This is a genomic window from Devosia sp. SD17-2 (assembly GCF_029201565.1).
Lineage (GTDB): Bacteria > Pseudomonadota > Alphaproteobacteria > Rhizobiales > Devosiaceae > Devosia.
Map to the genome: position 1 here is coordinate 801,523 of NZ_CP104002.1, position 12,315 is coordinate 813,837.

Genomic DNA, 12,315 nt, shown 5'->3' on the forward strand with positions numbered 1-12,315 from the left:
ATCTGAACAATCGCTTGCAGCGATCCGATTTTGACGCTCTTATGGGAGCAGCGAAGCCGGAGGATTGTGTGCCGCCTTTCGACGAAATGCTCTTTGCCGATGGTCAGGTCAGGTCGCCTTATGCGCCCGTAAAAACCTGGCTCGACCAACAAACACCGGCTGCGCTGGAGAAAAAAGCCCGCGACGCCGAGAATGTCTTCCGACGGACCGGGATTACCTTCGCCGTCTATGGCGAGGAGGCGGCCGCCGAGCGGCTGATCCCCTTCGATCTGGTTCCCCGCATCATCACCGGCCGGGAATGGCGCTACCTCTCCCAAGGGATCGAGCAGCGCGTCATGGCGATCAACGCCTTCCTTGACGATATCTATCACCGCCAGGAAATCGTCCGCGCTGGCCGTATCCCCAGGCAGCTGATCGCCCAGAACGAGGCCTTTCTGCCCGAGATGATCGGCTTCCGCCCGCCGGCCAATGTCTACACCCATATCATTGGCGTCGATCTCGTGCGCACGGCTGAGAACCAGTTCTATGTGCTCGAGGACAATGCCCGCACGCCCTCGGGCGTGTCCTACATGCTGGAAAACCGGGAGACCATGCTGCAGCTCTTCCCTGAGCTCTTCCAGCAGGTGAAAGTCCAGCAGGTCGAAAACTACCCCCACCTGTTGCGTCAGTCGCTCGCCGCGGTCGCGCCGCCCGATCGCCTCAACGAAAAGCCGACCATTGCCGTGCTGACACCCGGCATCCACAACTCGGCCTATTTCGAGCACGCCTTTCTCGCAGACCAGATGGGGGTGGAGCTGGTCGAGGGCAGCGATCTCCGGGTCGACAATGGCCGCATCGCCATGCGCACCACCGAGGGGTTCCGCCCCATCGATGTGCTCTATCGGCGCGTCGACGACGCCTTCCTCGACCCGCTGGCTTTCCGGCCCGATTCAACCCTTGGCGTCGCCGGCATCATGGATGACTACCGATCCGGGCGCATCACCATCGCCAATGCGCCGGGCACTGGCATTGCCGATGACAAGGCGATCTATTCCTACATGCCCGAGATCATCGAGTTTTATACCGGGCGCCGGGCCATCCTCGAGAACGTGCCGACCTATCGCTGCACCGAACCCGACAGCCTCAAATATGTCCTCGAACACCTCGACGAGCTGGTGGTCAAGGAGGTCCATGGCTCGGGCGGTTATGGCATGCTCGTCGGCCCCGCGGCCTCGCGTCAGGAACTCTCCGATTTCGCGGACAAGCTGCGCGGCCGTCCGGGCAATTACATCGCCCAGCCGACCCTGGCGCTCTCGACCTCGCCGATCCTGACCGATGCGGGCCTGGCGCCACGCCATGTCGATCTCCGGCCCTTCGTCCTCGTGTCCGACCGCGTTCGCATCGCGCCGGGCGGCCTCACCCGTGTGGCGCTGACCGAAGGCTCGCTGGTGGTCAATTCCAGCCAAGGCGGTGGCACCAAGGACACCTGGGTTCTGGACGATTAGGGCAGGGGACACGCACATATGCTTTTAGGGCGCACTGCCAATGGCCTGTTCTGGATGCACCGCTATATCGAGCGGGCCGAGAACATGGCGCGTATCGTCGATGCCGGACTGCGCATGGCGCTGACCCGCACTTCCAATGCTTCGGAGGAATGGTCTTCGGTCGTGCTTTCGGCCGGTGCCATTTCAGCCTATCAGACCAAATACACCCACTATACCGCCGCCAGCGTGGCCGACTTTCTGCTCCGGGACCGGGACAATCCATCGAGCGTCATCTCCTGCATCGAGGCAGCGCGCTTCAACGCCCGCATGGTGCGCACGGCGCTGACACGTGACGCCTGGGAAGCTGTCAACGAAGCCTGGATGGCCCTTAAGGCGGCGCTCGACTGCCCCTTGCAGGAAAGCGAACTGCCGCGCCTGCTAGACGCCATCAAGCGCGAAACCTCGCTCATTCGCGGCGCTTTTCACGGCACCATGCTGCGCAACGAGATTTTCAATTTCTCGCGCATCGGCACCTTTATCGAACGGGCGGACAACACCTCGCGCATTCTCGACGTCAAATATTACGTGCTGCTGCCGGCCATGTCCTATGTCGGCGGCACCATGGACAATTATCAGTGGGAGTCGATCCTGCGGTCGGTCTCGGCGCACCGCTCCTATCGCTGGGTCTATGACAGCCAGTACAATCCCACCCATATCGCGGATTATCTCATGCTCAACGGGCGGATGCCGCGCTCGCTGCACTTCTGCTACCGCAACATCGTCGAAAATCTCGATTTTCTCGCCGAGGACTATGGCCTGCGTCACGCCTGCCATAATCAGGCCGCGCACACGCTGGCGTCCATTCGCGGCAAGCAGATCGAGGAAGTGTTCGATTTTGGCCTGCACGAATTCCTCACCGACTTCATCTCGCAAAACAACAGGCTCGGCGTCGCCATCGCCCGGGCCTTTAACTTCGATTGATCGCCCGTGCTGCTTTCCATCAGTCACACCTCGACCTATCGCTATACCGGCCCCGTGGCTTATGCCGTCCAACGCCTGCGGCTCTGGCCGACCAATTGCAGCGTTCAGGAGGTGGTCGACTGGCGGCTCGAAATCACCGGGGCAACGTCCGAGCTCAGCTACAACGACGCCTTCGGCAATCGCACCGAGTTGTTGCGCGCAACGCCGAACACCACTGAGATCGTCATTCACGCAAAAGGACAGGTCGATACCCGCGATACCGCCGGTGTGCTGGGTCTGGGCGGTGGCGTGCCTCCACTCTGGATCCATCAGCGCCAGACGGAACTCACTGAGCCGGGCGAGGCGATCCGCGCGCTGGCGGAGCCCTTGGGTGGCCTCACCAATCGGCTCGACATGCTGCACAGGCTCTCGGGGGAAATCACCGCCCGCGTCGCCTATGTGCCCGACAGCACAGATGTGGCAACACCCGCCGAAGCGGCGCTGGCCAGCGGCAGTGGCGTGTGCCAGGACCATGCCCATATTTTTCTCTCCTCTGCTCGCCTCCTCGGTGTCCCGGCCCGCTATGTCTCCGGATATCTGCTGATCGAGGGCCGGACGGAGCAGGCTGCCACCCATGCCTGGGCGGAGGCCTATGTCGAGGATCTGGGATGGGTCGGATTCGACGTGGCCAATGGTGTCGCACCGGACGAAAAATACGTGCGGATCGCCTGCGGTCTCGATTATGGTCAGGCCGCACCGATCACCGGTTTGCGCAGTGGCTCGGCTACCGAGTCGCTTGCCGTTGCCCTCAATGTGGAGCAGTAAACTCCTGCTTCTTGCGCTTGCCTGGACTATGACATGACCTATTGCGTTGGTTTGAAGACGGCCGGGGGCCTTATCTTCATGTCCGATACTCGTACGAATGCGGGGCTCGATAATATTTCCACCTTCTCCAAGATGCGGACGTGGGAAGTGCCGGGCGAGCGCGTCATCGTTCTGTTGTCTGCCGGCAATCTGGCCACCACGCAGGCCGTGACCAGCCTTCTCGACGAGCGATCCAAGGCCGTCGCCGAGCGCAGATCGTCCGTGCTGGACACGCCGTCGATGTTCCAGACGGCTCGTCTCATCGGCGATGTGGTCAAGGAAGTCATTGCCCAGGCCGCGCCTGCGGGGCAGACAGCCGACGCCTTCGGCGCATCCTTCATTCTCGGCGGACAGATCAAGGGAGGCGAGCCGCGCCTGTTCTATATCTATCCCGAGGGCAATTTCATCGAGTCCTCCGCCGATACGCCGTTCTTCCAGATCGGTGAGCACAAATATGGCAAGCCGATCCTGATCCGCGCCTACGAACCCGAGATGAGCATGCCGGAAGCGATCAAGCTGCTGCTGGTGTCCTTCGACTCGACGCTCAAGTCCAATCTCTCGGTCGGCCTGCCCCTCGATCTGCAGATCTACGAGGCCGACAGTCTCGAGCTCGGCGTCCGCCGCCGCTTCGAGCGCGATGACCCCTATTATCTCTCGGTTTCGGAAGGGTGGTCAGAGGCGCTCAAGACCGCATTCACCAGCCTGCCGTCCCTTATCGATTGATCGATCGCCGCATTGGCGGCCCCTCTGTCCGGATGCTAAGCCCAGCTCGACCAACCAGAGCAGGATATTCGGCGATGATCGAACCAGGCGCGTCCTTCAAGGACAATCTCGGCAAACTCCCCTCCATCGACGGGCTTGAGCGGATCGACCTCGTCGACGCTGCCGGCACAGTGATCGCCTGCATCGAAAACCAGCCCGGCAAACAGGGCTCGCTGGCGGTCTATCAGTATCTCAATGCCAAATTTGGTACCCTCGGCCGAGAAGCGGCCGAACACGGCCTCGCCGTGTTTGCCGAACACACTGCCGATGCGCGCAATCGTCCCGGCGCCCATCCCAATATCGACCGCCTGTTCGCCATCGCCACCGGAACGCCCAGCCTCGAGATCAGGATCGTGAGGGGTTGAATGATAGGACATGCAGGGAGCTGAGTAGCGTTAACGCTTTGAATGTCCCCTATTTTTGCTCGGCGATAATGGCCTCTAGCCGCGACACTCGCGCAGATAGCCCGATGACGAGATTTTTCTCGGGTCGTGTCCCGGGACGTGGTGTAACTGAGGTGGTCAAGCCGCTCGCGAGCGCGCCATTAGGAGCGCCGTAGCGAGCGAGCGGCTGGGTGGTCATCGACGGATTTCCGGTAAGGTCTGGTTGCTTACGCCAACCCTGTACCTGAAGGACCACCGATGACCGACTCGATGATGAACCTGCGCTCGCTGGTAGAGAAGGCCCCCGACGCCGATATTCTGCGCGAGATGATTGGCTTTGCTGCCGAACGGCTGATGGAAATGGAAGTGGGTGCCGCCACTGGCGCCGGCTATGGCGAAAAGAGCGCCGAGCGGCGGGTCCAGCGCAATGGCTACCGCGAGCGGGACTGGGAGACCCGGGCCGGCACGGTCGAGCTGCGCATCCCCAAGCTTCGCAAGGGCAGCTACTTCCCTGGCTTTCTGGAACCTCGGCGGCTGGCCGAGAAGGCGCTGACGGCGGTGATCCAGGAGGCGTATATCCAAGGCATCTCGACCCGGTCGGTGACGACCTGGTCAAAGCCATGGGCATGAGCGGCATCTCAAAGAGCCAGGTCAGCCGCCTGTGCGAGGAGATCGATGGTCGGGTGAAGGCTTTCCTTGAGCGGCCGATCGAGGGCGACTGGCCCTACCTGTGGATCGACGCCACCTACCTCAAAGTGCGCCGGGGCGGCCGCATCGTCTCGGTGGCCGCCATCATGGCCGTGGGCGTCAATGCCGATGGCCGGCGCGAGGTGTTGGGCATGGAGATCGGCACCTCGGAAGCCGAGGCGATCTGGACCGAGTTTCTGCGCAAGCTGACCCGCCGCGGCCTGCGAGGCGTGAAGCTGGTGATCTCCGATGCCCATGAGGGCATCAAGGCCGCCGTCACCAAGGTGCTTTGCGCCACATGGCAGCGCTGCCGCGTTCACTTCATGCGTAACGTCCTCGCCCATGCCGGCAAGAGCGGTCGCCGCGTGGCCAGTGCCTTTATCGCCACGGCCTTCGCCCAGGAGACGCCGGAGGCGGCCAGCACCCAGTGGCGCGCCGTTGCCGACCAAATCCGCCCTCGCGTGCCCAAGCTTGCCACCATCATGGATGAGGCCGAGCACGACGTCCTCGCCTACATGAGCTTCCCCAAGGAGCATCGGGCCAAGTTGCACAGCAACAACCCGATTGAACGGGTGAATGGCGAGGTGAAGCGCCGGACCGAGGTCGTGGGCATCTTCCCCAACGAGGACGCAATCATCCGCCTCGTCGGCGCTATCCTGCTCGAACAGAACGATGAATGGGCGGTTCAGCGGGCGAGATATATGACGCTGGAATCCGTCGCCCCGTTGAGCGATGATCCCCTCGTCAGCTTGCCGGCAGTTCCCGCACGCTGACCAGCCCGGCCAAGCCGGATATGCGTGGAGGCCAAGCCTCAGTTACACCACGCAGTGGGGCACGATCTTTTCTCGCCGGATTCCGCAGATCCCGACATTGATGTGGGCTCTGCACTGGGCGGGACTTCAAATAATGCGTAATAGGTAATCGGATCGTAGTATCGCATTAAAGTCTTCACGAAATAATGCAAGGGAATGTCAAGCGCTTCTGCAAATGCTACGTATTGCGTCGGTGGAAGGCGTCCTCGGCCGCCTTCCAGTTGAGAGATGAACGTGTAGTATTCGAAGCCAACAGCTTTGGCTAACTCCCGCTGGCTCATGCCGGTACGCTCCCTTAGTGCCCGCAACCAGCGGCCAGCCTGTTGTCGCAGCATTTGTATTTCAGCTGTGCTTTGACCGAACTGAGGGGGTGTAAACATTGCCGTTGCTCCTTGCGAGGCTGCGTCGCATTGCGTGAATACGAAACAAGCAAGCTGCAAGCCGTCGAGCTACGATGCTGTCTATTTGATCGGAATTGAATAACTATATGGGGTTGGCTTTTGTTGCTAAGTATACCGGTCGATAGACCGAAAAGGTTAGAGATTTTCGCCTGAACCTCAGTGGCTGAGTTTCATCGCGGAGTGCTACCGCGATCTCCTGTTTAAGATAAGATACTATCATCGGCCCGGGCACTGCCGGTTGAAACAGCTGGCGGGGAGGGGGCGGTTCGCTGCCCCACACTGGCCATTGTGTTGCCAACCAACTCCGATCAATGTCCCGCCATGACCCAGACGACGCTCTCCCTGATTCCCGATTTTGACCTTTCCGCGCGCAATACCATGGCGCTTCAGGCGCGCTCGCGCTTCGGCCTCGTGCTCGATGCGCCCGAAGAGGTGCCCGCTACCTTTGTTCTCGCGGCCGAGCGCGGCCTGCCGCTTCGCATTCTGGGGGGCGGCAGCAATGTGGTGCTGTCTGCCGAGTTTGACGGCATCACCGCGATCATCGCTTTCAAGGGACGGCGCATCATTGAGGAGACGGCCGATCACGTCCTCGTTGAGGCAGCGGCTGGCGAGGTCTGGAACGATTTCGTCGCCTATACGGTCGAAGCCGGGTTTGGCGGTATTGAAAACCTCGCCCTCATTCCGGGGACGGTCGGGGCGGCGCCAGTGCAGAATATCGGCGCCTATGGCGCCGAGATCGCCGATGTTTTTGAGAGCCTCACCGGCTATGACAGCGTGACCGGAGAGATCACCACTTTCTCGCGCGAAATGTGCGGCTTTGCTTATCGCGACAGCGTCTTCAAGCAGCAGGCGGGCCGCTATGTCGTGCTCTCGCTGCGCTTAAAACTGCCAAAACCCTGGCAACCCAATCTGGGTTTTGCGGGACTTTCCGAGCTCGCTGGACGCGATGATCTCACCCCGGCTATGGTGATGGCGCAGGTCATCGCGCTGCGCCAGTCAAAACTGCCCGACTGGCGTGTCACGCCCAATGCCGGGTCCTTCTTTCAGAACCCGATTGTCAATCCCGCATCGGTGGAACCGATCCTCGCCGAATTCCCCAAGGCGCCGAACTATACCCAGCCCGATGGCCGGTTAAAACTCTCGGCCGGCTGGCTGATTGAACAGTCCGGCCTCAAAGGGTTTGCCATGGGCCCGGCTGGCATCTCCGAGCGCCATGCCCTCGTGCTGATCAACCGTGGCGGCGCCAGCGCGGACGATATTTCCGCGCTTGCAGGCCATATCAAGGCGACGGTCAAGGCCCGGTTCGGCGTCGAGCTTCATCAGGAGCCGGTGCTGCTCTAGCCCGGCTCCCGCTGGGATCAGTGGCGCAGGCCGGGGGCTTCCTGGCCGGTCGACTGCACATATTCGGTATAGCCGCCGCCATAGGCGTGCACGCCATTTTCTGTCAGTTCCAGCACGCGGTTGGAGAGTGCCGCGAGGAAATGGCGGTCGTGCGAAACGAACAGCATGGTGCCCGCATAGTCCTTGAGCGCCTCGATCAACATCTCCTTGGTGGCGATGTCGAGGTGGTTGGTCGGCTCGTCGAGCACGAGGAAGTTCGGCGGATCAAACAGCAGGATGGCCATCACGAGGCGGGCCTTTTCACCGCCCGAAAGCACGCGGCACTTCTTTTCGATATCGTCGCCCGAAAAGCCAAAGCATCCGGCGAGGGCGCGGAGCGGGGCCTGCCCGGCCTGCGGGAAATTGTCTTCCAGCGTCTGGAAAATCGTCCGGTCGCCGTCGAGCACATCCATGGCGTGCTGGGCAAAATAGCCCATCTTGACGCTCGGCCCGATATTGACCGTGCCGGTGTCCGGATCAGCCGTACCGGCGATCAGCTTCAACAAGGTGGACTTGCCCGCGCCGTTGACGCCCATGATGGCCCAGCGCTCGCGACGGCGGACATGGAAATCCAGACCCTCGTAAATGATCTTGGAGCCATAGCGCTTGTCGACATTCTTGAGAATGGCGACGTCTTCGCCCGAACGCGGGGCAGGGCGGAATTCGAACACCACCGTCTGGCGGCGCTTGGGCATTTCCACCTTATCGATCTTGTCGAGCTTTTTCACCCGGCTCTGCACCTGCGCGGCATGGCTGGCGCGCGCCTTGAAGCGCTCGATAAAGGCGATTTCCTTGGCCAGCATGGCCTGCTGGCGCTCAAACTGGGCCTGCTGGTTCTTGTCGGCCAGCGCCCGCTGCTGCTGATAGAATTCGTAGTCGCCGGTGTAGGTCGTCAGTGTGCCAGCATCGATTTCGATGATCTTGTTGACGATCCGGTCCATGAAGGCGCGATCGTGCGCGGTCATCAGCAGCGCGCCGTCATAGGACCTGAGAAAGTCCTCCAGCCAGATCAGGCTTTCGATATCGAGATGGTTGCTCGGTTCGTCGAGCAGCAGCACGTCGGGGCGCTTGAGCAGGATTTTCGCCAGCGCCACGCGCATCTTCCAGCCGCCCGAGAGCGCGCCGACGTCGCCGTCCATCATTTCAGGCGAAAAGCCCAGACCGGCGAGCACATCGCGCGAGCGCGCGTCGAGCGCATAGCCATCAAGCTCCTGGAACTGGGCCTGCACATCACCATAGCGCTCGATGATGGTTTCCATCTCGTCGGCCTTGTCCGGGTCGGCCATGGCCGCTTCCAGCTCGGCCATTTCGGCGGTCAGCGCGGCGATGGGGCCAACGCCCTCCATCACTTCCACCACAGCCGGACGGCCGGACATTTCGCCAACGTCCTGGTCGAAATAGCCGATGGTCACGCCGCGATCTACGGAGACCTGGCCCTCATCGGGCTGCTCTTCGCCCGCGATCATGCGGAACAGGGTCGACTTGCCCGCGCCATTGGGGCCGACGAGACCCACTTTCTCGCCTTTTTGCAGCGCAGCGGAGGCGTCGATGAAGACGATCTGCTTGCCGTTCTGCTTGGCGATGTTCTCGAGGCGGATCATGGGCACAAATACTTTCGGAGACGGGACGCGCCCCTAAAGCATTCCTGCGCCCGAGGCGCAAGTGACGCATAAGCGCAGCTGGTGTGCAGTGAGGCCGTTTGGCATTAACACCGCCCCCTCGGCTCCATCGTCTCCCTCCCCCTTGTGGGGAGGGAAAAAGGGTGGGGGTAGCCAAGCGAACAGCGACTAGAAAGCCCCCACCCTCATTCCCTCCCCACAAGGGGGAGGGAAGCTTGGCCGGTGCTTTTGCGTAGATTGTGTCACCCTCGCCGACGCGCTCCTCCCCCTTGAAGGGGGAGGTTGGGAGGGGGTGACGGAGAGCCCCCGATGCCTCGTGTCTAAACACGCTCCAGCCCGATGGCGATGCCCTGGCCGACGCCGATGCACATGGTCGCCAGCGCGCGCTTGCCGCCGTTAAGCGACAGCTCCAGCGCTGCCGTGCCGGTGATGCGTGCGCCGCTCATCCCCAGCGGATGGCCGAGTGCAATGGCGCCGCCATTGGGGTTCACGCGCGGATCATCCTCGGCAATGCCGAGATCGCGCAATACGGCGATCCCCTGGCTGGCGAAGGCTTCGTTAAGCTCGATCACGTCGAAATCACTCGCCGTCAGGCCCAGACGCTCAAAGAGTTTCTTCGACGCCGGGGCAGGGCCCATGCCCATGATGCGTGGGGGCACACCGGCGGTGGCGCCGCCCAGAATGCGGGCAATCGGGGTGAGGCCATATTTTTTCACGGCTGCTTCCGAGGCTATGATCAGTGCAGCCGCGCCATCATTGACGCCCGAAGCATTGCCCGCGGTGACACTGCCATTGGGAAACAGCGGCCGCAGCTTGGCCAGCGTTTCCATGCTTGTTCCGGCGCGGGGATGCTCGTCCTTGTCGACGATCACCGCCTCGCCCTTCTTTTGTGGAATGGCGACCGGGGTGATCTCCTGCTTGAGGCGACCACTCTGCTGCGCTGCCACGGCCTTTTCCTGGCTGCGCACCGCGAAGGCGTCCTGAGCTTCGCGTGACACGGCAAAATCCTGGGCCACGTTCTCGCCGGTCTCGGGCATGGAATCGACGCCATGAAGCGTCTTCATGCGCGGATTGACGAAGCGCCAGCCGATTGTCGTGTCATAAATCTCGGCGTTGCGCGAAAAGGCCGCGTCCGCCTTGGGCATGACGAAGGGCGCGCGCGACATGGATTCGGTGCCGCCGGCGATCATCAGCTCGGCCTCGCCCGCCTTGATGGCGCGGGCGGCCGCGATCACCGCATCCATGCCCGAGCCACAGAGGCGGTTGATGGTCGTGCCGGTCACGCCCACGGGCAGGCCTGCAAGCAGGCTGCTCATGCGGGCCACATTGCGGTTGTCTTCGCCAGCCTGATTGGCATTGCCAAAGATGACATCGTCAACCGCTTCCCAGTCGACACGGCCATTGCGGGCAATCAACGCCATCAGCGGAATGGCGCCCAGATCATCCGGGCGGACCGAAGACAGCGAACCGCCAAAGCGGCCAATCGGAGTGCGGATATAGTCGCAGATAAAGGCTTCAGCCATTGTCTCAGACCTCTGCGGCGACCAGGTCGCCAATGGTTTCGGGCAGCACCAGTTCGGCGCCGGTCACGGCCTGCAGTTCCTCGATGCTCATGCCGGCCAGCTTCTCGCGCAGCACGAAGTGGCCATTCTCGATGTCGATCACGGCAAGGCTGGTGTAGACGCGCGTCACGCAGCCGACGCCGGTCAGTGGCAGGGTGCAGCGCTTGACCAGTTTGGGCCTGCCATCCTTGGTCACATGGTCGGTGATCACAGCGACGCGCTTGGCCCCGTGCACCAGATCCATGGCGCCGCCGACGGCCGGCACGCCCTTGGGGCCGGTCGACCAATTGGCGAGGTCGCCGTTCTCGGCCACTTCATAGGCGCCGAGGATCGCCACATCCAGATGCCCGCCGCGCACCATGGCAAAGCTGTCGGCATGGTGGAAGAAGGCCGCGCCGGGTTTGAGCGTAATCGCCTTCTTGCCGGCATTGATGAGGTCCCAGTCCTCTTCGCCGGCGGCCGGGCTTTCACCGAAATTGAGCACGCCGTTCTCGGTGTGAAAAATGGCCTGACGCCCGGGCGGCTGGAACTTTGCCACCATTTCGGGAAAGCCGATGCCGAGGTTCACATAGGCGCCGTCTTCAATGTCCTGGGCCGCGCGCCACGCGATCTGGGCGTTGGAAAGCTTTGTCGCGCTCATGAATAAGCCACTCCTTCGCGCATCAGCGCCTCTTCCTGCCTGGCGTCTGCCACTTCAACGATCCGGTTGACGAAAATGCCGGGGGTAGCGACCTGTTCGGGGTCGATCTCACCGGGCGCAACCACCTTGGTCGCCTGCACGATGGTGACCTTTGCCGCCGCCGCCATCAGGGGCGAGAAATTGCGCGCCGCCTTGCGATAGGTGAGATTGCCCATGGTGTCGGCCAGCTCGGCCTTGATCAGCGAGGCGTCGGCCTTGAGCCAGCGTTCCTGCACGTAGTGCTTGCCGTCGAATTCGCCCACCGGCTTGCCCTTGGCCACGTCGGTGCCATAGCTCGCGGGGGTATAGAAGGCCGGAATGCCGGCGCCACCGGCGCGGATGCGCTCGGCGAGCGTGCCCTGGGGGACGAGCTCGAGCTCGATTTCACCAGCGAGGTATTTTTCTGTAAAGGCGCGCGGATCCGCGGAGCGCGGGAACGAGCACACCATCTTCTTGACCATGCCGGCGTCGATCATGGCGGCAATGCCGATCCGGCCATTGCCGGCATTATTGTTGACGACAGTCAGATTGTTCGGGCTGCCGGTGGCCTTGAACCGATCGATCAGCGCGTGGATGAGCTCGATTGGTGCGCCGGAGCCGCCAAAGCCCCCCACCATCAGCACCATATTGTCTTCGATCCCGGCCACAGCCGTGGCGAGATCGGGAACACTCTTGTTCATGTGTCATTCCCTTGTGGAGCTTTGCCCCGATTATGCCCAAGGGCGACATTGCCGGCCAAGTCA

The 12,315-nt window shown here is 62.1% G+C and carries 11 protein-coding genes and 1 pseudogene; 7 read left to right on the top strand and 5 right to left on the bottom strand.

From position 1 onward, the window contains the following. Positions 1 to 68: 68 nt before the first annotated feature. The 6 genes and pseudogenes from NYQ88_RS04030 to NYQ88_RS04055 all read left to right on the top strand — a co-directional run bounded on the left by NYQ88_RS04030 (position 69) and on the right by NYQ88_RS04055 (position 5,892). Positions 69 to 1,484: a circularly permuted type 2 ATP-grasp protein gene (locus NYQ88_RS04030; protein WP_275653689.1), complete on the top strand. Its 1,416-nt coding sequence runs from the start codon at positions 69 to 71 to the stop codon at positions 1,482 to 1,484. 18 nt (positions 1,485 to 1,502) lie between these two features. Continuing rightward, on the top strand, positions 1,503 to 2,444 hold the full coding sequence (locus NYQ88_RS04035; protein WP_275653690.1) for an alpha-E domain-containing protein: 942 nt from the start codon (positions 1,503 to 1,505) through the stop codon (positions 2,442 to 2,444). Positions 2,445 to 2,450: 6 nt separating this feature from the next. Next, positions 2,451 to 3,248 carry a transglutaminase family protein gene (locus tag NYQ88_RS04040; RefSeq protein ID WP_275653691.1) on the top strand — a complete coding sequence of 266 codons (798 nt, stop codon included), beginning with the start codon at positions 2,451 to 2,453 and terminating at the stop codon, positions 3,246 to 3,248. Between the two features lie 33 nt (positions 3,249 to 3,281). Next, positions 3,282 to 4,010, top strand: a complete 729-nt coding sequence (locus NYQ88_RS04045) for a proteasome-type protease (protein WP_275653692.1) — start codon at positions 3,282 to 3,284, stop codon at positions 4,008 to 4,010. A gap of 74 nt (positions 4,011 to 4,084) precedes the next feature. After that, entirely contained in the window at positions 4,085 to 4,414 is a 330-nt protein-coding gene (locus tag NYQ88_RS04050) for a DUF2322 family protein (protein WP_275653693.1), read from the top strand. Positions 4,415 to 4,690: 276 nt separating this feature from the next. Then, a pseudogene (locus NYQ88_RS04055) lies at positions 4,691 to 5,892 on the top strand (IS256 family transposase). Positions 5,893 to 5,930: 38 nt separating this feature from the next. On the opposite strand, the gene NYQ88_RS04060 reads toward NYQ88_RS04055, so the two are convergent. Continuing rightward, positions 5,931 to 6,311, bottom strand: a complete 381-nt coding sequence (locus NYQ88_RS04060; protein WP_275653694.1) for a helix-turn-helix transcriptional regulator — start codon at positions 6,309 to 6,311, stop codon at positions 5,931 to 5,933. 342 nt (positions 6,312 to 6,653) lie between these two features. On the opposite strand from NYQ88_RS04060, the gene murB reads away from it, so the two are divergent. Beyond that, complete coding sequence (gene murB / locus NYQ88_RS04065) at positions 6,654 to 7,673, top strand: UDP-N-acetylmuramate dehydrogenase (RefSeq protein ID WP_275653695.1); 1,020 nt, start codon at positions 6,654 to 6,656, stop codon at positions 7,671 to 7,673. Between the two features lie 17 nt (positions 7,674 to 7,690). Here the strand turns inward: murB and NYQ88_RS04070 are convergent, their stop codons facing one another. The 4 genes from NYQ88_RS04070 to NYQ88_RS04085 form a co-directional block, all read right to left on the bottom strand. Beyond that, positions 7,691 to 9,313 carry an ABC-F family ATP-binding cassette domain-containing protein gene (locus NYQ88_RS04070; protein WP_275653696.1) on the bottom strand — a complete coding sequence of 541 codons (1,623 nt, stop codon included), beginning with the start codon at positions 9,311 to 9,313 and terminating at the stop codon, positions 7,691 to 7,693. 338 nt (positions 9,314 to 9,651) lie between these two features. Beyond that, positions 9,652 to 10,854 (bottom strand): 3-oxoadipyl-CoA thiolase, encoded by a 1,203-nt coding sequence (gene pcaF, locus NYQ88_RS04075; RefSeq protein WP_275653697.1) that lies wholly within the window; start codon positions 10,852 to 10,854, stop codon positions 9,652 to 9,654. Between the two features lie 4 nt (positions 10,855 to 10,858). Continuing rightward, positions 10,859 to 11,533 (bottom strand): 3-oxoacid CoA-transferase subunit B, encoded by a 675-nt coding sequence (locus NYQ88_RS04080; protein ID WP_275653698.1) that lies wholly within the window; start codon positions 11,531 to 11,533, stop codon positions 10,859 to 10,861. After that, the gene (locus tag NYQ88_RS04085) at positions 11,530 to 12,252 is read right to left on the bottom strand and encodes a 3-oxoacid CoA-transferase subunit A (protein WP_275653699.1); all 723 of its coding nucleotides are present in this window, start codon (positions 12,250 to 12,252) and stop codon (positions 11,530 to 11,532) included. The genes NYQ88_RS04080 and NYQ88_RS04085 overlap by 4 nt, the downstream gene beginning before the upstream one ends. Positions 12,253 to 12,315 lie beyond the last annotated feature (63 nt).

Bases quoted from the DNA above. Each gene is read 5' to 3' on its own strand.
- NYQ88_RS04035 (WP_275653690.1), top strand. From the start codon at position 1,503: ATGCTTTTAGGGCGCACTGCCAATGGCCTGTTCTGGATGCACCGCTAT.
- NYQ88_RS04045 (WP_275653692.1), top strand. From the start codon at position 3,282: ATGACCTATTGCGTTGGTTTGAAGACGGCCGGGGGCCTTATCTTCATG.
- NYQ88_RS04050 (WP_275653693.1), top strand. From the start codon at position 4,085: ATGATCGAACCAGGCGCGTCCTTCAAGGACAATCTCGGCAAACTCCCC.
- NYQ88_RS04060 (WP_275653694.1), bottom strand. From the start codon at position 6,311: ATGTTTACACCCCCTCAGTTCGGTCAAAGCACAGCTGAAATACAAATG.
- murB (WP_275653695.1), top strand. From the start codon at position 6,654: ATGACCCAGACGACGCTCTCCCTGATTCCCGATTTTGACCTTTCCGCG.
- NYQ88_RS04070 (WP_275653696.1), bottom strand. From the start codon at position 9,313: ATGATCCGCCTCGAGAACATCGCCAAGCAGAACGGCAAGCAGATCGTC.
- pcaF (WP_275653697.1), bottom strand. From the start codon at position 10,854: ATGGCTGAAGCCTTTATCTGCGACTATATCCGCACTCCGATTGGCCGC.
- NYQ88_RS04080 (WP_275653698.1), bottom strand. From the start codon at position 11,533: ATGAGCGCGACAAAGCTTTCCAACGCCCAGATCGCGTGGCGCGCGGCC.
- NYQ88_RS04085 (WP_275653699.1), bottom strand. From the start codon at position 12,252: ATGAACAAGAGTGTTCCCGATCTCGCCACGGCTGTGGCCGGGATCGAA.